Annotated in this window: 18 protein-coding genes; 14 read left to right on the top strand and 4 right to left on the bottom strand. The window is 55.9% G+C overall.

Translation table 11 applies throughout. The features are described from left to right. The first annotated feature begins 73 nt into the window (after window positions 1–73). The 9 genes from CRO87_RS04985 to yejF all read left to right on the top strand — a co-directional run bounded on the left by CRO87_RS04985 (window position 74) and on the right by yejF (window position 11,726). Complete coding sequence (locus CRO87_RS04985; protein WP_097161826.1) at window positions 74–1,540, top strand: mannitol dehydrogenase family protein; 1,467 nt, start codon at window positions 74–76, stop codon at window positions 1,538–1,540. 123 nt (window positions 1,541–1,663) lie between these two features. Then, entirely contained in the window at window positions 1,664–2,641 is a 978-nt protein-coding gene (locus CRO87_RS04980) for a GTP-binding protein (protein ID WP_097161825.1), read from the top strand. Between the two features lie 42 nt (window positions 2,642–2,683). Beyond that, complete coding sequence (locus CRO87_RS04975; protein ID WP_097161824.1) at window positions 2,684–3,391, top strand: phosphatase PAP2 family protein; 708 nt, start codon at window positions 2,684–2,686, stop codon at window positions 3,389–3,391. A 427-nt stretch (window positions 3,392–3,818) separates the two neighbouring features. Then, window positions 3,819–4,388: a bifunctional murein DD-endopeptidase/murein LD-carboxypeptidase gene (gene mepS / locus CRO87_RS04970; protein ID WP_097161823.1), complete on the top strand. Its 570-nt coding sequence runs from the start codon at window positions 3,819–3,821 to the stop codon at window positions 4,386–4,388. Between the two features lie 186 nt (window positions 4,389–4,574). Next, window positions 4,575–6,137 carry a cyclic di-GMP phosphodiesterase gene (locus CRO87_RS04965; protein ID WP_097161822.1) on the top strand — a complete coding sequence of 521 codons (1,563 nt, stop codon included), beginning with the start codon at window positions 4,575–4,577 and terminating at the stop codon, window positions 6,135–6,137. A 60-nt stretch (window positions 6,138–6,197) separates the two neighbouring features. Then, window positions 6,198–8,006, top strand: coding sequence for an extracellular solute-binding protein (locus CRO87_RS04960; protein ID WP_097161981.1), 1,809 nt, complete (start codon window positions 6,198–6,200; stop codon window positions 8,004–8,006). Window positions 8,007–8,015: 9 nt separating this feature from the next. Continuing rightward, complete coding sequence (locus CRO87_RS04955; protein ID WP_097161821.1) at window positions 8,016–9,110, top strand: microcin C ABC transporter permease YejB; 1,095 nt, start codon at window positions 8,016–8,018, stop codon at window positions 9,108–9,110. Beyond that, window positions 9,110–10,135 carry a microcin C ABC transporter permease gene (locus CRO87_RS04950; RefSeq protein WP_097161820.1) on the top strand — a complete coding sequence of 342 codons (1,026 nt, stop codon included), beginning with the start codon at window positions 9,110–9,112 and terminating at the stop codon, window positions 10,133–10,135. Before CRO87_RS04955 ends, CRO87_RS04950 begins: the two co-directional genes overlap by 1 nt. A 1-nt stretch (window position 10,136) precedes the next feature. After that, the gene (gene yejF / locus CRO87_RS04945) at window positions 10,137–11,726 is read left to right on the top strand and encodes a microcin C ABC transporter ATP-binding protein YejF (protein ID WP_097161819.1); all 1,590 of its coding nucleotides are present in this window, start codon (window positions 10,137–10,139) and stop codon (window positions 11,724–11,726) included. Window positions 11,727–11,732: 6 nt separating this feature from the next. Here yejF and CRO87_RS04940 read toward each other — a convergent pair whose 3' ends face one another. The 3 genes from CRO87_RS04940 to rsuA form a co-directional block, all read right to left on the bottom strand. Then, window positions 11,733–12,077, bottom strand: coding sequence for a YejG family protein (locus CRO87_RS04940; protein WP_097161980.1), 345 nt, complete (start codon window positions 12,075–12,077; stop codon window positions 11,733–11,735). Window positions 12,078–12,389: 312 nt separating this feature from the next. Then, entirely contained in the window at window positions 12,390–13,583 is a 1,194-nt protein-coding gene (locus CRO87_RS04935) for a Bcr/CflA family multidrug efflux MFS transporter (RefSeq protein ID WP_097161818.1), read from the bottom strand. Window positions 13,584–13,599: 16 nt separating this feature from the next. Further along, on the bottom strand, window positions 13,600–14,307 hold the full coding sequence (rsuA, locus tag CRO87_RS04930; protein WP_097161817.1) for a 16S rRNA pseudouridine(516) synthase RsuA: 708 nt from the start codon (window positions 14,305–14,307) through the stop codon (window positions 13,600–13,602). Between the two features lie 147 nt (window positions 14,308–14,454). On the opposite strand from rsuA, the gene CRO87_RS04925 reads away from it, so the two are divergent. The 5 genes from CRO87_RS04925 to rplY all read left to right on the top strand — a co-directional run bounded on the left by CRO87_RS04925 (window position 14,455) and on the right by rplY (window position 18,573). Then, window positions 14,455–16,212 carry a DEAD/DEAH box helicase gene (locus CRO87_RS04925; RefSeq protein ID WP_097161816.1) on the top strand — a complete coding sequence of 586 codons (1,758 nt, stop codon included), beginning with the start codon at window positions 14,455–14,457 and terminating at the stop codon, window positions 16,210–16,212. Between the two features lie 99 nt (window positions 16,213–16,311). After that, window positions 16,312–16,872, top strand: coding sequence for a fasciclin domain-containing protein (locus CRO87_RS04920; RefSeq protein ID WP_097161815.1), 561 nt, complete (start codon window positions 16,312–16,314; stop codon window positions 16,870–16,872). Between the two features lie 59 nt (window positions 16,873–16,931). Next, a complete protein-coding gene (locus tag CRO87_RS04915) occupies window positions 16,932–17,480 on the top strand; it encodes an RNA polymerase sigma factor (protein WP_097161814.1) in 549 nt (182 codons plus the stop codon). Then, window positions 17,477–18,145 carry an anti-sigma factor gene (locus CRO87_RS04910; protein ID WP_097161813.1) on the top strand — a complete coding sequence of 223 codons (669 nt, stop codon included), beginning with the start codon at window positions 17,477–17,479 and terminating at the stop codon, window positions 18,143–18,145. The genes CRO87_RS04915 and CRO87_RS04910 overlap by 4 nt, the downstream gene beginning before the upstream one ends. 143 nt (window positions 18,146–18,288) lie before the next feature. Then, the gene (gene rplY, locus CRO87_RS04905; protein ID WP_097161812.1) at window positions 18,289–18,573 is read left to right on the top strand and encodes a 50S ribosomal protein L25; all 285 of its coding nucleotides are present in this window, start codon (window positions 18,289–18,291) and stop codon (window positions 18,571–18,573) included. A gap of 49 nt (window positions 18,574–18,622) precedes the next feature. On the opposite strand, the gene yejK is transcribed toward rplY, so the two are convergent. Further along, window positions 18,623–19,627: a nucleoid-associated protein YejK gene (gene yejK / locus CRO87_RS04900; protein ID WP_097161811.1), complete on the bottom strand. Its 1,005-nt coding sequence runs from the start codon at window positions 19,625–19,627 to the stop codon at window positions 18,623–18,625. Window positions 19,628–19,703 lie beyond the last annotated feature (76 nt).

Here is a 19,703-nt window from a genome sequence, read left to right as displayed (position 1 = left end):
CACCAATTCAATTTGCTGTCATATAACTTTACACTGCCTCTTGTTAATTAATGGTTAAGCAGGTGTTTATATAATGAAGACGATCGCCACCGCCACGCTCCCCGACAACGTGCAGCTACCTCAGTATGACCGACAACAGCTGCGCTCGCGCATTGTCCACTTTGGCTTCGGTGCGTTTCACCGCGCCCATCAGGCCCTGTTAACCGACCGGGTGCTGAATGCCAAAGGCGGTGACTGGGGGCTGTGTGAGATTAGCCTCTTCAGCGGTGACGTATTAATGAGCCAGCTGCGCGCGCAGGATCATCTTTATACCGTGCTGGAAAAAGGCGCCGAAAGTAATCAGCCGATTGTTATCGGCGCGGTGCATGAATGCCTGAACGCGAAACTGGATTCCCTGGCGGCAATCATCGAGAAATTCTGTGAGCCGCAGGTGGCGATTGTGTCCCTGACCATCACCGAAAAAGGCTACTGCATCGACCCGGCAACCGGGCGTCTCGACGTGACCCAGCCGCGGATCGTTCACGATCTGGAAAATCCAGAGGAACCGCATTCTGCGCCTGGCATTCTGGTTGAAGCGCTGCACCGTCGTCGTGAGCGCGGTCTCCCGCCGTTTACCGTGCTTTCCTGCGATAACATTCCTGACAATGGTCACGTGGTGAAAAATGCGGTGCTGGGAATGGCCAACAAGCGCTCGCCGGAGTTGGCGCAGTGGATAGCCGACAACGTCAGCTTCCCCGGCACCATGGTTGACCGCATTGTTCCGGCGGCAACGGAAGAATCACTGGCAGAAATCACCGCCGCCATCGGCGTGAACGATCCCTGCGCCATCAGCAGCGAACCGTTTATCCAGTGGGTCATAGAAGACAACTTCGTTGCAGGTCGCCCGGAGTGGGAACTTGCAGGCGCTCAGCTGGTAGAAGACGTTCTGCCGTGGGAGCAAATGAAGCTGCGCATGCTGAACGGCAGCCACTCTTTCCTTGCCTATCTGGGTTACCTGGCGGGCTACGAACACATCAGCGACTGTATGCAGGATGAAGATTATCGCAAGGCCGCACGCCAGTTGATGATGCAGGAGCAGGCTCCAACGCTGCGTATTACCGGCGTGGATTTACAGGCCTACGCAGACAGTCTGATTACTCGCTTCACCAACCCGGCGCTGAAACACCGCACCTGGCAAATCGCGATGGATGGCAGCCAGAAGCTTCCTCAGCGCATGCTGGAAGGTATTCGTCTTCACCTTGAACGCGGAAGCGACTGGTCGCTGCTGGCGCTCGGCGTCGCGGGCTGGATGTGCTATGTCAGCGGCACAGACGAGCAAGGCAACGCCATCGACGTTCGTGACCCGCTGGCCGATAAAATACGGGCTATCGTGGTGAAAAGCAGCGAAGCGGATCGGGTGACCGCCCTGCTTTCGCTCAGCGAAATCTTCGGCAGCGATTTGCCACATAACGCCGCTTTTGTGAAAACCGTGCAGCAGGCCTGGCTGTTGTTAGGCGAGAAAGGTGCGCGCCAGGCCGTGATTTCAACCTTAGCTTTTTAACAGTTTCTGCTTTTTAGCGAACAGGCGGGCCGTCTGTTCGCTATGAGACTTCTCTTTTCGGCCATTTTTCGTCAGGATAGTGCGTGCTGTTACAGTATTACACTCATTCATCCTGGAGCCTGCGTGACGCTAACGAATCTGATTACCGGCTTTCTCGGCAGCGGTAAAACGACCTCTATTCTCCATTTGCTCGCCAATAAACCCGCTGATGAAAAGTGGGCGGTGCTGGTGAACGAATTTGGCGAAGTGGGGATCGATGGCGCGTTGCTCGCCGACAGCGGGGCGCTGCTGAAAGAGATCCCCGGCGGCTGCATGTGCTGCGTCAACGGACTGCCGATGCAAGTCGGCCTCAACACTCTGCTACGCCAGGGCAAGCCCGACCGCCTGCTAATAGAACCCACCGGCCTCGGTCACCCCCGACAGATCCTGAGTATTCTCACCGACCCGGTTTATGAGCCGTGGATCGATCTGCGGGCGACGTTCTGTGTGCTGGATCCTCGTCAGCTGCTCGATGAAAAAGCCGCTGCCAATGAAAACTTCCGCGATCAGCTCGCGGCGGCAGATATCATCGTTGCCAATAAACAGGATCGGGCCACGCTGGAAAGCCAGCAGGCTTTTGAGCACTGGTGGAACAGCTACGGCGGTAGCCGCCTGAGAGTGGAAACCACCCAGGGCGCAATTGACGGCACCATGCTGGATTTGCCCCGCAGCAATTTCACCGTTCTGCCGGAGAGTGCTGCCCACGCGCACAACCATCCGTCAAACAAAGGTCTGGCGGCCCTGAGCCTGCCTGAGCATCAGCGCTGGCGCCGCAGCGTGAACAGTGGCCAGGGATACCATGCCTGCGGCTGGGTGTTCGACGCCGACACGCAGTTTGACACCATCGGTCTGCTGGAGTGGGCCCGCCTTGCGCCAGTGAGCCGCGTGAAAGGTGTAATGCGCATCCCGGATGGGTTAGTTCGTATCAACAGACAGGGGGCCGATTTCCATATTGAAACGCAGGCCGTTGCGCCGCCTGATAGCCGCATTGAGCTGATCCATAACGGCGAAGCAGACTGGAATGCGCTACAGTCTTCCCTGTTGAAGCTTCGTTTAAACTAACGTCGGTATGTTGCCCCGTTAAATTGCCTTAAAGAATATGTAATGAAAACTCGACTTCCTCTTGTTCTGCTACTGAACATCGCCGGCCTGGCGCTTTTTATGAGCTGGTATTTACCGGCCAATCACGGTGCCTGGTTTGGCCTCGACTCTGGTATTTTCCACTTCTTCAACCAGGGTCTGGCCGACAGCCGCGCGTACGTCTGGTTCCTCGCCATCACCAATAACCGCGCCTTTGACGGCTGCTCGCTGCTGGCGATGGGCTGCCTGATGCTGAGCTTCTGGCTTAAAGAAGATGCCCAGGGTCGCCGCCGCATCATTATTATCGGCCTGGTTATGCTGCTTGCCGCGGTCATCATTAATCAGCTCGCCCAGCATTTAATGCCGGTAAAACGTGCAAGCCCCTCTTTGTTTTTCCCGGACGTGTATCGGGTGAGCGATTTGCTGCATATTTCGACTAAAGACGCATCAAAGGACAGTTTCCCGGGCGATCACGGGATGATGCTGCTGATATTTTCCACCTTTATGTGGCGATATTTTGGCCTCAGAGCATTTATCATAGCCCTGATTATTTCTGTGGTTTTCGCTTTCCCACGGGTAATGATTGGCGCGCACTGGTTCACCGATATTGCCGTCGGATCGCTGACTGCCGTTTTGATTGGCATCCCGTGGATCCTGTTAACGCCGTTGAGTGATAAAACAATCGCGCTCTTTGATCGCTACCTTCCCACAACGAAATCACACAAAAAATAAACAACTCCCTAACCTAAATTAATCATCATCATCAGGGATCGTTTTCGATCCCTGAATGATTTCTGAGAAATTCGCGCCGTTTTCTGCATTTAGTGGTCTTAAGAATTACCTTAATAATGAAATAATTGACTAATTAGTGCGCATTTACAGGCCTATTTCTCGCCATAGAAAATCCCCTGCTTTCAACATCACATTTTCTTATAAAAAATCCCCTGAAAGCGCTAGCCAGCCCTGTATCGATAGGGTAATCTCAATCTCGTTTTGCCATCCCAGAGATGAATTATTCAGATAATGAATAAAATTGTGCAGTACTGCACAATTTCAACCTTCGGGAATTGTCTCATTGATGGCAGGTATTTAGTCTCCAGCAGGTTGGCAATTTTATAACGGTTTTTATCGTTAAGGACTTCAAGGGAAAACAATCAACATGGTCAAATCTCAACCAATTTTGAGATACATCCTGCGGGCAATACCCGCTGTAGCAGTCGCGGTCCTGCTTTCTGCATGTAGCACGACAAACACCGCAAAGAATATGCATTCTGAGACGCATGCTGTGGGTAACGAAGATCCTTCGTCACTGCAAGCCTCTCAGGATGAATTTGAATCCATGGTGCGTAATCTCGACGTGAAATCACGCCTGATGGATCAATACGCCAGCTGGAAAGGCGTGCGGTATCGCCTCGGTGGTGAAACCAAACGCGGTATCGACTGTTCCGCTTTCGTGCAGCGCACGTTCCGTGAACAGTTTGGTATGGATTTACCCCGCTCCACATACGAGCAGCAGGAAATGGGTAAGTCAATTAAGCGAACTCAGCTGCGCACCGGCGATTTAGTGCTGTTCCGTGCGGGCTCTACGGGTCGCCACGTTGGCATCTATATCGGCAACAATCAGTTCGTTCATGCTTCCACCAGCAGTGGTGTGACCATCTCCAGCATGAATGAGCCATACTGGAACAAGCGCTACAATGAAGCGCGCCGCGTCCTGAGCCGTTCATGATGTTGGTCTTGCTGTTAGTTTTCCCTTGGCCGACAGCAAGATATTAAAATAAGCACTGCTCAGCAGTGCTTTTTTTTGTGCTCCCCTCGTACCAGCCAGGATGGCTAAATACACTATGCTGGAAAGACGCTGGTGGCGTTACCTGACGTTGAATTGTCTTTTCAAATATCACGGATAAAGAAAGCTATGTTCACGCGCTACTTCTCGCTCGGCCGCAAAATCCTCTTTTCCAGCCTGCTGCTGGGAACAGTGGTTGCGCTACTGGCGGGCTGCTTTCAGCTGATGATTTTCCATCACAAGCGCGCTGAGCAGTTCGACAGCATCGCTCACGACCTGCAGAAATACCTGAACAACTACTTCGGTGAACTGCTGACCACCATCGATAAACTCCAGCCACTCACCCTGAGCCACTGCGAAAACGTGGCTGCTGAGCTCACTTCCCGGGCCGCATTTAGCCTCAACGTGCGAGCCTTCCTGCTGGTCGATAATGGCAATGCCTTCTGTTCCTCAGCCACCGGGGAGATGAGCGTGCCCATGAAGCAGCTCGTTCCTCAGGTCGATGTCACCAAAGCGCTGGACCTGTCAATCCTGCCCGGTACGCCGATGATGCCGCAGCGAGCCGCTTTTGCGCTCTGGGTGCGCAGCCCGCTGCTGGAAAACCGTGGCGTCTTCACCTCGATCAACGCCAGCCTGATGCCGTGGATCCTTTACTCCTCACGGCAGAACCAGTTCAGCGGCATCTCTGTGGTCGCCAACGGCATTGCCGTTTCGACCTTCAGCCCGAATCCACAGCCGGTCAGTATGCTGAGAGAAAAGCCGATCCGTTCGGCAAAAATCGACGGCCTGCCGCTGACGGTAAACGTCTATGGCGATGCGTGGGCTAGCGAAAACATGCAGTTCTCGCTGCTGATGGGCGTGATGTGCGGGCTCCTCTCCGGGCTGCTCTGTTACTACGTGCTGAGCGTGCGCCTGCGCCCCGGGAAAGAGATCACGTCCGCTATCAAGCGCAACCAGTTCTACGTGGTGTATCAACCCGTCGTTGAAGCGGAGAACATGCAGATTCGCGGCGTGGAGGTGCTGATGCGCTGGAAGCACCCGACCGCGGGTGAGATCCCGCCGGATGCCTTTATCAACTTCGCCGAAGCGCAGCAGCTGATTGTCCCGCTGACGCGTCACCTGTTCGATCTCATCGCTAAAGATGCGCCCGTTTTGCAACGTATGCTGCCGCCTGGAGCGAAACTCGGGATCAACATCGCCCCGGCACATTTGCTGGCCGACAGCTTCAAGCAGGATCTGCGGGATCTCAGCAGTATGCTGCCGCCAAACTACTTCCAACTGGTGCTGGAGATTACCGAGCGCGACATGCTGAACCAACGCCAGGCGGTGAGTCTGTTCGAATGGCTGCATCATGAAGGCTATGAGATTGCGATTGATGACTTTGGCACCGGTCACAGCGCGCTCATCTATCTTGAACGCTACTCCTTCGACTATCTGAAAATCGATAGAGGTTTTGTCAACGCCATCGGGACGGAAACCGTCACCTCACCGGTGCTGGATGCAGTGCTGAGCCTGGCGCGGAAAATGAATATCGTGACCGTCGCAGAAGGCGTGGAGACGCAGGAGCAGGCCAGCTGGCTGCGCCAGCATGGGGTGAATTTCATGCAGGGTTACTGGATAAGCCGTCCGCTGACGCTGGAAAAACTGCTGGAAGCCCACGCAAAACCCGAGAATTATTTCACAACAGGCTAAACGTCACTTACTATTCAACAAGATGTGTGAACGATAGCTGCAGAAGGAATAACCCCGGTGATTGTTGTGCGAACCGCTCTGCTGATGCTCGCGCTGTTGACCCTGACCGCGCAGGCGCAAACCATCAAAGAAAACGACGCGTTTTCGGTCATCGGCGAACCGAAGTACGCCATTAATTTCAGCCACTACGATTACGTCAATCCTGCGGCGCCGAAAGGGGGAAGCGTCACGCTCTCGGCGCTGGGCACCTTCGACAACTTCAACCGCTATGCACTTCGCGGCAATCCAGCCGTACGCACCGAGTCGCTCTATGACGCCCTGTTTACCACTTCTGACGATGAACCTGGCAGCTATTATCCGTTGATCGCTGAGATGGTCCGCTACGCCGACGATTTCTCCTGGGCCGAAGTGACCATCAATCCTCGCGCGCGTTTTCACGATGGCAGCAAGGTCACGGCGGAAGACGTTGCCTTCACCTTCCAAAAGTTCATGACCGAAGGCGTGCCACAGTTCCGCCTGGTTTTCAAAGGCACAAAGGTGAAAGCCATCGCGCCGTTAACGGTACGCTTCGAAATGGCCAAACCCGGGAAAGAAGACATGCTGAGCCTGTTTTCGCTCCCCGTCATGCCGGAAAAATTCTGGCGCAGCCATAAGCTCAGCGATCCGCTCTCTGCGCCACCGCTGGCCAGCGGGCCTTATAAAATTACCTCATGGCGGATGGGTCAGTATGTGGTGTATTCCCGCGTGAAGGATTACTGGGCAGCCAACCTACCGGTCAATCGCGGGCGCTGGAATTTCGACACCCTTCGCTTTGACTACTATCTTGACGACAACGTTGCCTTTGAAGCCTTCAAGGCCGGTGCCTTTGATTTCCGTACGGAAGGCAGCCCTAAAAACTGGGCCACCCGCTACATCGGCAAGAACTTCAGCAGCCATTACATCGTGAAGGAAGAAGAGAAAAACGAATCGGCGCAGGACACCCGCTGGCTGACCTTCAACATTCAGCGACCGGTTTTTGCCGACCGCAAAGTCCGCGAAGCCATTGGGCTCGCCTTCGACTTTGAGTGGATGAACAAGGCCCTGTTTTACAGCGCCTACAGTCGGACCAGCAGCTACTTCCAGAATACCGAATATGCCGCCCGCAGCTATCCTGATGCCGATGAGTTGGTGCTGCTCGCTCCGCTGAAAAAGGATCTGCCACCGGAGGTGTTTACCTCCATTTATGAGCCGCCAAAATCCAGCGGTAACGGCTTCGATCGTGAGAATCTGCTGAAGGCAGACAAGCTGTTAACGGATGCGGGCTGGGTGCTGAAAGGCCAGCAGCGCGTGAATGCCAAAACCGGTAAACCGCTGCAGTTTGAGCTGCTGCTGCCCTCGGCGGGCAACAACCAGTGGGTGATGCCATTCCAGCATAATCTGAAACGTCTGGGTGTCACCATGGACGTTCGTCAGGTGGATATGTCGCAGGTAACCAACAGGATGCGTACGCGTGATTACGACATGATGCCGCGCCTGTGGCGTGCAATGCCGTGGCCAAGCGGCAGCGATCTCCAAATCTCCTGGGCTTCGGCCTATATCAATTCTTCCTATAACGGCCCCGGCGTCAGCAGCCCGGTGATTGATAACCTGATTGAGCAGATGATCAAAGCAGAGGGCAATAAACAGAAGCTGCTGCCGCTTGGGCGGGCACTGGACCGCGTATTGACCTGGAATTACTATCAACTACCGATGTGGTTTATGGCCTCGGATCGCATGGCCTATTGGGATAAATTCTCCCATCCGACCGTTCGCCCAATCTATTCGCTGGGTTTTGATAACTGGTGGTACGACGTCAACAAAGCGGCAAAACTGCCGGAAGCCCGGCGTTAAGGAGTTAACATGGGCGCTTACCTGATTCGCCGGTTGCTGCTGGTCATCCCCACGCTGTGGGCAATTATTACCATTAACTTTTTTATCGTGCAGATTGCCCCCGGCGGCCCGGTCGATCAGGCCATTGCCGCCATTGAGTTTGGCGATAAAAGCAGTATGCCGGGCAGCGGTGCAGAAGGCATGGGTGCCTCGCATGCGCGCACGGGCGTCGGCAATATCAGCGAGAGCCAGTATCGCGGCGGGCGCGGGCTCGATCCGGAGGTTATCGCGGAGATAACCCATCGCTACGGCTTCGACAAGCCGATCCACGAACGTTATTTCACTATGCTCTGGAACTACGTACGTTTCGATTTCGGCGACAGCCTGTTCCGCAGCGCGTCCGTTTTGCAGCTAATCAAAGAGAGCCTGCCGGTGTCGATAACTCTTGGCCTGTGGAGCACACTCATCATCTACCTGGTGTCGATTCCGTTGGGCATCCGTAAGGCCGTCAGCAATGGCAGCCGCTTCGATATCTGGAGCAGCGCATTCATCATTATTGGCTACGCCATCCCGGCATTTCTGTTCGCCATCGTGCTGATTGTGCTGTTTGCAGGCGGCAGCTATTACGATCTGTTCCCGCTGCGTGGCCTGGTGTCCGCCAATTTCGACACGCTGCCCTGGTATCAGAAAATCACCGACTACCTCTGGCATATCACGCTGCCCGTGCTGGCAACGGTAATCGGCGGCTTTGCTGCCCTGACAATGCTGACAAAGAACTCGTTTCTCGATGAAATTCGCAAACAGTACGTCGTCACCGCGCGCGCCAAAGGCGTTAGTGAGAAGCACATTCTCTCACGACACATCTTCCGCAATGCCATGCTGCTGGTGATCGCCGGGTTCCCGGCCACCTTTATCAGCATGTTTTTCACCGGTTCGCTGCTGATTGAGGTGATGTTCTCCCTCAACGGCCTGGGCTTGCTCGGCTATGAGGCCACGGTGTCGCGCGATTACCCGGTGATGTTCGGCACGCTGTATATCTTCACCCTGATTGGCCTGCTGCTGAATATCATCAGCGATATCAGCTATACCCTGGTCGATCCGCGCATTGATTTTGAGGGCCGCTGATGCCACGTATAAGCTCCGTCAATCAGGCCCGCTGGGCACGCTTTCGCCACAACCGCCGCGGCTTCTGGTCGCTGGGGCTGTTCCTTGCCATCTTCATCTGCAGCCTGGGCGCAGAACTGATCGCCAACGATCGTCCACTGGTGGTGGAGTATCACGGCGAGTTCTATTTCCCGGTGCTGAAAACCTACAGTGAAAAAGACTTTGGCGGCCAGTTTGCCACCGCCGCCGATTATCAGGATCCGTGGCTGCAAAACCAGCTGAAGGAGCATGGCCGCGTGCTGTGGGCCCCAATTCGCTTTGGCGCAACGTCGATTAACTTTGGCACTGACAAGCCCTTCCCTTCCCCACCTTCGGCGCAAAACTGGCTCGGCACCGACGCCAACGGCGGCGACGTGCTGGCCCGCGTGCTTTACGGCACCCGTATCTCCCTGCTGTTTGGCCTGATGCTGACGCTTTGCTCCAGCGTCATGGGCGTGCTGGCGGGCGCGTTGCAGGGCTATTACGGCGGCAAAATTGATCTCTGGGGTCAGCGCTTTATTGAGGTCTGGTCCGGCATGCCGACGCTGTTCCTTATCATTTTGCTTTCAAGCGTGGTGCAGCCCGACTTCTGGTGGCTGCTGGCGATTACCGTGCTGTTTGGCTGGATGACGCTGGTTGGCGTGGTGCGGGCAGAATTTCTGCGCACCCGTAATTTCGACTACATTCGTGCCGCACAGGCGCTGGGCGTGAGCGACCGATCCATCATCTTCCGCCACATGTTGCCGAATGCGATGGTGGCGACGCTGACGTTTCTGCCGTTTATTCTGTGCAGTTCGATCACCACCCTCACCTCGCTCGATTTTCTTGGCTTTGGCTTACCGCTCGGTTCGCCGTCGCTGGGCGAACTGCTGCTGCAGGGGAAAAACAATCTGCAGGCTCCGTGGCTTGGGATCACGGCCTTTTTATCGGTGGCAGTGCTGCTGTCGCTGCTGATCTTTATTGGTGAAGCCGTGCGCGACGCCTTCGATCCTGGCAAGGCGGTGTAACATGGCGAATCCATTATTAGAGATCGACAACCTTTCCATCGCCTTCACGGCGCGAGGCGAGGCACGCACCGTCGTCAGCGAGCTTTCGCTGAACGTTGAGGCGGGCGAAACGCTGGCTCTGGTCGGCGAATCGGGCTCCGGAAAAAGCGTGTCGGCGCTCTCGGTTTTACGTCTGCTGCCAACCCCGCCGGTCAGCTACCCCATAGGCGACATTCGCTTTCACGGTCAGTCGTTGCTGCATGCCGATGAACGTATCCTGCGCGGCATTCGCGGCAACAGCATCGCCATGATTTTTCAGGAGCCGATGGTATCGCTTAACCCATTGCACACCCTGGAAAAACAGCTCTATGAGGTGCTGTCGATTCACCGGGGAATGCGCATAGAAGCGGCGCGGGCAGAGATTCTGAGCTGCCTGGATCGTGTGGGAATCCGCAACGCTCTCAAGCGGCTGGATAATTACCCTCATCAGCTTTCCGGCGGGGAGCGCCAGCGCGTGATGATTGCAATGGCGCTGCTGACACGGCCTGAACTGCTGATTGCCGACGAGCCGACCACTGCGCTGGACGTCTCCGTGCAGGCGCAGATCCTACAACTGCTGCGGGAACTTCGCCAGGAGCTGAATATGGGCCTGCTGTTTATCACCCATAACCTGAGCATCGTGCGCAAGCTGGCGGACAACGTGGCAGTGATGCAAAACGGGCGCTGCGTGGAGCAAGGCGCTGCGGTCGGGCTGTTTTCCGCGCCGCGTCATCCTTACACCATAAAATTGCTCGACAGCGAACCCGCAGGCGTTCCCGTTCCGCTGCCGCCTGAAAGCAAGCCTTTACTCCAGGTGCAAAACTTAGAGGTCGCCTTCCCGGTGCACAGAGGCATTCTTCGCCGCGTGGTCGATGAAAACAGAGTGGTGAACAACCTCAGCTTTACGCTGAAGACAGGGGAAACGCTCGGGCTGGTGGGTGAATCAGGCTCAGGCAAAAGCACCACCGGACTGGCGCTGCTGCGCCTCATTGCCTCCAGGGGCGAGATCATCTTTGACGGGCAGTCCGTTCAGGGCCGTACGCGCAAGCAAATGCTGCCCCTGCGTCACCGTATTCAGGTGGTTTTTCAGGATCCCAATTCGTCACTCAACCCACGGCTGAACGTCATGCAAATCATTGAGGAAGGGTTACTCGTTCATCAGAGAGGACTGAGCGCTCAGGCAAGGGAAGCCGAAGTCGTAAAAGTGATGAACGAAGTGGGCCTCGATCCTGAGACACGCTGGCGTTACCCGGCTGAATTTTCCGGCGGCCAGCGACAGCGTATCGCGATTGCCCGGGCACTGATTTTAAAACCGCAGCTGATCGTGCTCGACGAGCCGACATCGTCGCTCGACAGAACCGTGCAGGCGCAAATACTGGCCTTGCTGAAATCACTTCAGCAAAAACACCGGCTGGCCTATATCTTTATCAGCCACGATTTGCACGTGGTGCGCTCGCTGTGCCATCAGGTGATTGTGCTGCGTCAGGGAGAAGTCGTTGAACAGGGGGAGTGTCAGCAGGTCTTTGCGGCGCCCGCGCAGGAGTATACTCGCCAGTTGATTACGCTAAGCTGACGAGTTTCAGAAAGGATTATTACCGGAAAACGGTTCCGCGATCGCCACGCCGAAGTTTTTCAGGCGGCAGGTGGCGGCAAATTCGTCCTGCATGTTTACAAACAGGCACGGCTCGCCTTCACACTCCAGTACGGAGCTTACTACTTCGATATCCGTCAGCGCCTGACTCAGCTTTTGCATCACGGGCCAGGCGATATCGCCGTCCGGGCTCAGCAGTTTTAGTGCCACCAGGCAATCATCACCGGCGTTACCGTTTTGCGGAATCGGTTCAACTCTGGAACCTGCAAAACCGGCAGACCAGCGATAGCTCTGCGGCAGGCGGTGTACGATTGAGAGTTGCAGTGTATTCACGTCTTTTTCCCCGGAAGCAATATGCTTCACAAATATTTCACATCCATATTAACACATTGTTGACAAATCGTCCTGCATCCAGCACTGGGTACGTACGTTTTTATCGTCACTCGTCTGCCAGAATGGCATAACGGCGCTATATGTACCCGTTTCTGTGATCTAAAACAATCTTTTTATCTACAATGATGTGACTTTTTACACTAATTGATTTTACATAAAAGAAACATAGCCAGGTCATACAAACTACGTAGTGATTGACGAACATCAAAAAAGGGGCTGCTAAGAGCCCCTTTTTGCTTCAGAAAAGCTTCATCAGGAAGCTTTGCGAGGACGGCTGGCGTAGAAGTAGAAGAGAATAGAGCAGGCGGCACAAAACGCGATGGAAAACAGCATCGGCCACGCGGTAGTGAAGGTGGCCATCGACAGCAGCGCACCAACGATAGCGCCGATGCCGAAGCGGAACGTACCCGCCAGCGACGAGGCAGTGCCTGCCATATGCGGGAATTCGTCGAGGATGACCGCCATCGCGTTCGACGACACCATCGACACGCAGCCCACGAACGCCGCCACGCCAAGCACCAGCGACCAGAAGCCCACGCCGAACCAGGCGCAAACCACCATCCAGACTGCCATCGCGAACTGGATCCACAGCCCGGCGCGGAACATATTCAGCGCCCCGACCCGGCGCACAAACCGGCTGTTGATGATGGTCATGATGAACAGGAACACGATGTTCAGCGCAAAATAGTAGCCAAAGTGCTGCGGCGAGACGTGGTTCAGCTCAATGTAAACAAAGGGCCCGGCGCTCAGGAAGGAGAACATGCCGGCAAAGCTGAAACCGCTCGCCAGCATGTAGCTCAGCACCCGCTTGTGGCGAAACAGCGAGGCGAAGTTGCCCATCGTGGTGCGGATATGAAATTTCTGACGCTTCTCCGGCGGCAGCGTCTCATCAATAAAGAAGAAGATCATCGTCGAGGCCAGCAGTGCGGCAATGGCGAGGATCCAGAAAATCGCGTGCCAGCTGAACCACACCAGCACCGCCCCGCCCACCATCGGCGCCACCAGCGGCGCAATGGTTGTCACCAGCATGACGAAGGACATCATGCGGGAGAACTCTTCCTTCGGGTAAATGTCGCGCATCAGGGCGTTGATTACCACGCTTGCCGCCGCCGCCGCGAGGCCGTGGAAGAAGCGCATGACAATCAGATGATCGATGCTCTGCGACAGCGCACAGGCCACCGCCGCGGCGGCAAAGATCAGCGTACCACCGAGGATAACCGGCTTGCGCCCGATGCTGTCCGCCATTGGGCCATACAGCAGCTGACCTAAGGCAAAGCCCAGAATGTAGGTACTGAGCGTCATCTGCGCGCTGCCTGCTGGCACGCCGAATTGTTCAGAGATCACCGGCAGTGCCGGGAGATACATATCAATCGAAAGCGGCATCAGCATGGCTAACAAGCCAAGGATGAACACAATACCCAGCGATGAGTGCTGCCTGGTCGTCACTGATTCACTCCTGAGATTAGCGCGGCGACAGGCCAACGCTTGCGATTTCTTCTTCCGTCAGCGCGCGGTATTCGCCCGGCGCTAAATCGTCATCAAGCTTAATCTCACCGATGCGTTCGCGGTGCAGACCAACGACGTGGTTGCCCACCGCCGCAAACATGCGTTTCACCTGATGATAGCGCCCTTCGCTGATGGTCAGGCGCACTTCCGTCGGGGTGATGACTTCAAGCAGCGCCGGTTTGGTCAGGTCTTTCTCGTTGTGCAGCTGAACGCCTTTGGTGAACTGTTCGGCGGTATCATCCGCCACCGGGGACTCCAGCGTGACGAGGTAGGTTTTCTCGCAGTGATGGCGCGGCGAGGTAATGCGGTGCGACCACTGGCCGTCGTCGGTCATCAGCACGAGGCCGGTGGTGTCGATATCCAGACGCCCTGCGGCATGCAGCTTGTGCGCCACAGGCTCATCGAGGAAATAGAGAACCGTCGGATGATCCGGGTCATCGGTTGAACAGACGTACCCCTGCGGCTTGTTAAGCATGAAGTAGCGCGGACCGGCCTGCTGGGTCAACGAGTTGCCGTCGTATTCCACATCGTGTTCCGGCAGGATTTTAAAAGCGGAGAGTTTGACAATCTCACCGTCCACGGTAACACGGCTGGCGCGGATTTCACGCCCGGCAATGGCGCGGCTGACGCCGAGCTGCTGAGCGATAAACTTATCAAGTCGCATGAAGTATTTTTAGCCTGTAAGAGTGCGATATCGGGCGTGGCCCGAAAATGGAGCGATAACAACGTTCAAGTATAACGGCCCTGCTAAGCCACTCAAGCGAAAAGATTCGTGGCATACTATTTGCCTGTTAATGAAGATGCCAAAACCATGACCTTTACCCTTCGCCCCTATCAGCAGGAAGCGGTGGATGCCACCCTCGCCCACTTTCGCCAGCATCAACAGCCCGCGGTCATCGTTCTGCCCACCGGTGCAGGAAAAAGCCTGGTGATTGCCGAGCTGGCACGCCTGGCGCGCGGGCGTGTGTTGGTGCTTGCTCACGTGAAAGAACTGGTAGCGCAGAACCACGCCAAGTATCTCGCCCTCGGCCTTGAGGCGGATATCTATGCCGCGGGCCTGAAGCGTAAAGAGAGCCACGGCAAAGTGGTGTTTGGCAGCGTGCAGTCCGTAGCGCGCAACCTCGACCATTTCCAGGGCGAGTTCTCCCTGCTGATTGTCGATGAATGCCACCGCATCAGCGACGACGACGAAAGTCAGTATCAGCAAATCCTCACCCATCTGAAAAAGGTGAACCCTCACTTACGCCTGCTGGGGCTCACCGCCACGCCGTTCCGTCTCGGTAAGGGCTGGATTTACCGTTTTCATTATCACGGCATGGTGCGCGGTGATGAAAAGGCACTCTTCCGCGACTGCATCTATGAACTGCCGCTGCGCTACATGATTAAGCACGGCTACCTCACGCCGCCCGAGCGGCTGGATATGCCCGTCGTGCAGTACGATTTCAGCCGGTTGCAGGTGCAGAGCAACGGCCTGTTCAGCGAGGCCGATCTCAATAAAGAGCTGAAAAAGCAGCAGCGCGTCACGCCGCACATCGTCAGCCAGATTGTGGAGTTCGCTCAAAGCCGTAAAGGGGCGATGATTTTCGCCTCCACCGTGGAGCACGCAAAGGAGATCACCGGCCTGCTGCCTGCGCAGGACGCCGCGCTTATCACTGGCGAGACGCCTGCGCCCGAGCGCGATCGGCTGATTGAAGAGTTTAAGGCGCAAAAATTCCGCTATCTGGTGAACGTCGCGGTGCTGACCACCGGGTTTGACGCCCCGCACGTCGACCTGATTGCCATTCTGCGCCCAACGGAGTCCATCAGTCTCTATCAGCAAATTGTCGGTCGTGGTCTGCGCCTCGCCCCCGGTAAGACCGACTGCCTGATTCTGGATTACGCCGGGAACCCGCACGACCTGTTCGCCCCGGAAGTGGGCGCGCCGAAAGGCAAAAGTGACAACGTCCCCGTGCAGGTTTTTTGTCCATCATGCGGGTTTGCCAATACCTTCTGGGGCAAAACCACCTCCGACGGCACGCTCATCGAACACTTTGGTCGCCGCTGCCAGGGCTGGCTGGAGGATGATGAAGGCCATCGCGAGCAGTGTGATTTTCGCTTCCGCTTTAAAAACTGCCCGCAGTGCAATGCGGAAAACGACATTGCCGCCCGCCGCTGCCGGGAGTGCGACCAGGTGCTGGTCGATCCGGACGATATGCTGAAAGCCGCGCTGAAGCTGAAAGACGCGCTGGTGCTGCGCTGTAGCGGCATGTCACTCCAGCACGGTCTGGACGATAAAGGCCCGTGGCTGAAAATCACCTATTTCGATGAAGACGGGGCCGACGTGAGTGAGCGCTTCCGTTTGCAGACGCCTGCGCAGAAAACCGCGTTCGAGCAGTTGTTCATGCGCCCGCACACCCGTACGCCAGGCGTGCCGCTACGCTGGATAACCCCCGCCGATATCCTCGCTCAGCAGGTTTTACTGCGCCATCCGGATTTTGTTGTCGCCCGTAAGAAAGGCCAGTTCTGGCAGGTCAGGGAAAAAGTCTTTGATTATGAAGGCCGTTTTCGTCGGGCGAACGAATTACGATAATTTTTTCATTTTTTCTGCATCCGTTTTCTTCACTCATTCGTATTAACCAGTGAGGGCACAAATCAGCCCGATCCGAAAATGTGAATGAGGGAAGTGAAAATGAAACAATTTCTGCCATCTCTGCTTTTTTCTGCCCTGCTTTTCGGCGGCGTAACTCAGGCCGCAATGATGGACAACAACACCGTGATGGTCGGCGGTGCGGCGATGTACCCGTCAAAAAATATCGTTGAGAACGCCGTTAACTCCAAAGATCACACCACCCTTGTTGCCGCCGTCAAAGCCGCCGGGTTGGTCTCTACGCTGGAGGGCACCGGGCCGTTTACCGTCTTTGCTCCCACAAATACGGCCTTCGAAAAACTGCCTCCCGGGACCGTTGACTCCCTGCTTAAACCCGAAAATAAACAAAAACTCACCGCCGTACTGACCTACCACGTGGTCGCCGGGAAGCTCGACATGAAAGCGCTGGAGAAAAAAATCAAGGCCGGTGGCGGCAAAGCGGAGCTAAAAACCGTCAACGGCGGGTCGCTGTGGGTGATGGCGAACGGGCCGCATAACATCCAGCTGAAGGATGCGCGTGGCAACGTGGCGAACATCACCACTTACGACGTCAATCAGAGCAACGGCGTGATTGATGTGATCGACACCGTGCTGATGCCGTAAAGCGTTGCCTATACTGAGTGCAGCCACTTTCGCGTGGCTGCACCTTTACAGGGACACTGATGACAACGAATACGCCTCCGATTCATGCGGGCCTGATGGCCAAAATAGCGCTGGGTGATAAAGACGCGCTGGGCCAGCTCTATCACACGCTTTCTCCTCGCCTGTTCGGGATAATTCTGCGTATGGTCCGCCGTCGGGACTGGGCAGAAGAGATCCTGCACGACACCTTTATTCATATCTGGCAGACGGCCATGGAGTATGACGCGAAGCTCGGTGAGCCGCAGACCTGGCTGAGCCACATCGCCCGCAACCGGGCCATTGATTTTCTGCGTAAACACGAAAACCGCTGCTGTTCAGTGGAGGATGTCACCGAGGCCGAGGAGGGTTTTCAGGCGCCGCTGCCCGCAGAAGATATTCATCAGGAAGCGCAACGACTTCAGCACTGCCTTGAACATCTTCCCGCCGAACAGCGCCAAAGCATTGCTCTGGCTTACTGGCGCGGGCTGTCGCAAACCGAAATCGCGCTGTCGATGGCGCAGCCGGAAGGTACCGTCAAAAGCTGGATCCGCCGTGCGCTGGCACATCTCAGGGAGTGCGTGGGCCTATGAACATTCAGGAAAATGACTCACTGACTGCTGCAGAATACGTGCTTGGCGTGGTCGACGAGGCAACCCGGGCACAGCTGACACAGCGCCTGAAAAGCGATACCGATTTCGCGCGGCAGGTTGCTGGCTGGCAAAAAGCCTTTAGCGGCGTCGACGTGACAACGCAGGATGTCACGCCTCCACTCGCGGTATGGCGCGCGATTGAGCGTGATCTGAACCTGAACGTGCTTCCACTGCGCCGCAAGACAGGCCCGGTGAGCTGGCTTGGCTGGGCGGTTGCCGCAGCGCTCGCAGGCGTGCTGGTGTTCACTTACGTCAGCAACCCAGAGCAGCCATTGCCCATGCAGCCTGTCGCAGTATTGAGTGGCGCGCAGCCCGGCCAGCAGTTCGTGGTGAGCATGAATAAATCCGCTTCGGTGATTGAGGTATCGGCGCTCAACGTCACGCTGCCGGAAGCCAAAAGCCTGCAGCTGTGGCTTATCAAAGGGACAGATGCGCCGCGCTCGCTGGGCCTGATCACTCACCAGGCCAGAAACGCATTCCGGCTGGGTGCTGATACGCTGGATAGCCAGTCAGTGCTGGCGGTAAGCCTTGAACCTGTTGGTGGTTCTAAACAAGCGGGCCCTTCCGGGCCGGTTATCTTCCAGGGGAAAATCAGCCAGCTTTAGCGGGTAACGGGCAGCAGAGGTGTAGTTTCCATTGCCCCTGTGTGGATTGAAGGCTATAATGCCGCCCGCTTTTGCATGTGCAAAGCAGATCACTTACCTGCTGCTGGGTCGCCTGTAGCAGGAATTAATAAAGAGATATTCAAATGTTCACTATTGAAGCAGAAGTACGTAAAGAGCAGGGTAAGGGTGCGAGCCGCCGCCTGCGTACCGCCAACAAGTTCCCGGCTATCGTTTACGGTGGCGAAGCTGCTCCAGTTGCTATCGAACTGGATCACGACAAACTGTGGAACCTGCAGAACAAAGAAGAGTTCTATGCTGAAGTTCTGACTATCGTTGTTGACGGTAAAGAAGAGAAAGTGAAGGTTCAGGCTGTACAGCGTCACCCGTACAAGCCAAAACTGGCTCACATCGACTTCGTTCGCGCTTAATCGCTGACAAGTTGTGAAAAACCCCGCTTCGGCGGGGTTTTTTTATGGCTTATTTTCCGCTGGTGCGTCGAGTCAGCTGGTCACGCAGGTTCGGGGGCGTGCCTTTGATGGTCAGGGTGTCCGTGGCCGGATCCCAGAAAATACGCTCGCCGAGCAGCATTGCATCAAAGTTGATGGTCAGCCCGCCGCCGCTTCCGGCGTATTTGGTCAGCTGACGCAGCGTGCTTCTGTCCGCCGGGAAACTCTCTTCCAGCTCATAGCCTTTATCGGCGGTGAATTCGTGGAAACTCACTTCAGACACGCCGGAAAGCTCTTTTGACAGCGACTCCAGCTCAATCTCTTCGCCCGCCTGCAGCTGCTCGTTGCAGTAGGTATACACCTGCTGGCGCACGTTCTGGCGTTCAGATTTGTCCAGCTGTGCTTCGGCGGTGAAATCGTCCACCGCCTGCAGTAAACCGCGGTTCTGCTGCTTCGCGTTCAGCCCTTCGCTGGCGCCGAGGAAATCCATAAAGAAGTCGGCGACTTTTCGCCCCACGCGCCCTTTCAGGAACGTCAGGTAGCGGCTGGACTCCGGATTGGTTTCCCATTCGGTCAGATCGATACGGGCCACGATATCCGCATGATTGATATCAAGATAGTGCGTGGAGCTGATATCCAGCTGCTCGTTAACGCGCATGCTGCTCAGGTTGTTCAGCACCGCCACCAGCAGATAATCCACCGCCAGATATTTATAGTGGCAGAACAGCACAATGCCGCCGTCGGCGAACGGATATTTCGCCAGCTCATCGCGCAGACGCCCGGTTGCCGCCCGGCTGAAGGCCAGGAAATCTTCCTCACCCTTGCGATGCAGGCGCAGAGACTCAGCCAGTTCGCTCTCTTCGGTGAACATGCCGTAGGCTTTGTTCTTCGCGCTGTATACGCGGTGCAGCTCGGCCATCATCTCTTCGACCGTTGCCGTCGGCTCCAGTAACGTATCGCGCAGCACCAGTTCAAGGTTTTGTTCATCACGCTTGATCATCTGATGCAGGGCAATCTGGTTGATATCCAGACTCATGTTAAACTCTCCTTTTAGACCGGGCGGTATTCAACCACCGCAGACGCAACCGTGTAAAGTCGAAAAAAAGCGGAAA

Origin of the sequence: Enterobacter sp. CC120223-11 (assembly GCF_900215375.1) — a bacterium.
Lineage (GTDB): Bacteria > Pseudomonadota > Gammaproteobacteria > Enterobacterales > Enterobacteriaceae > Scandinavium.
This window is presented reverse-complemented; position numbering and strand designations above follow the sequence as displayed.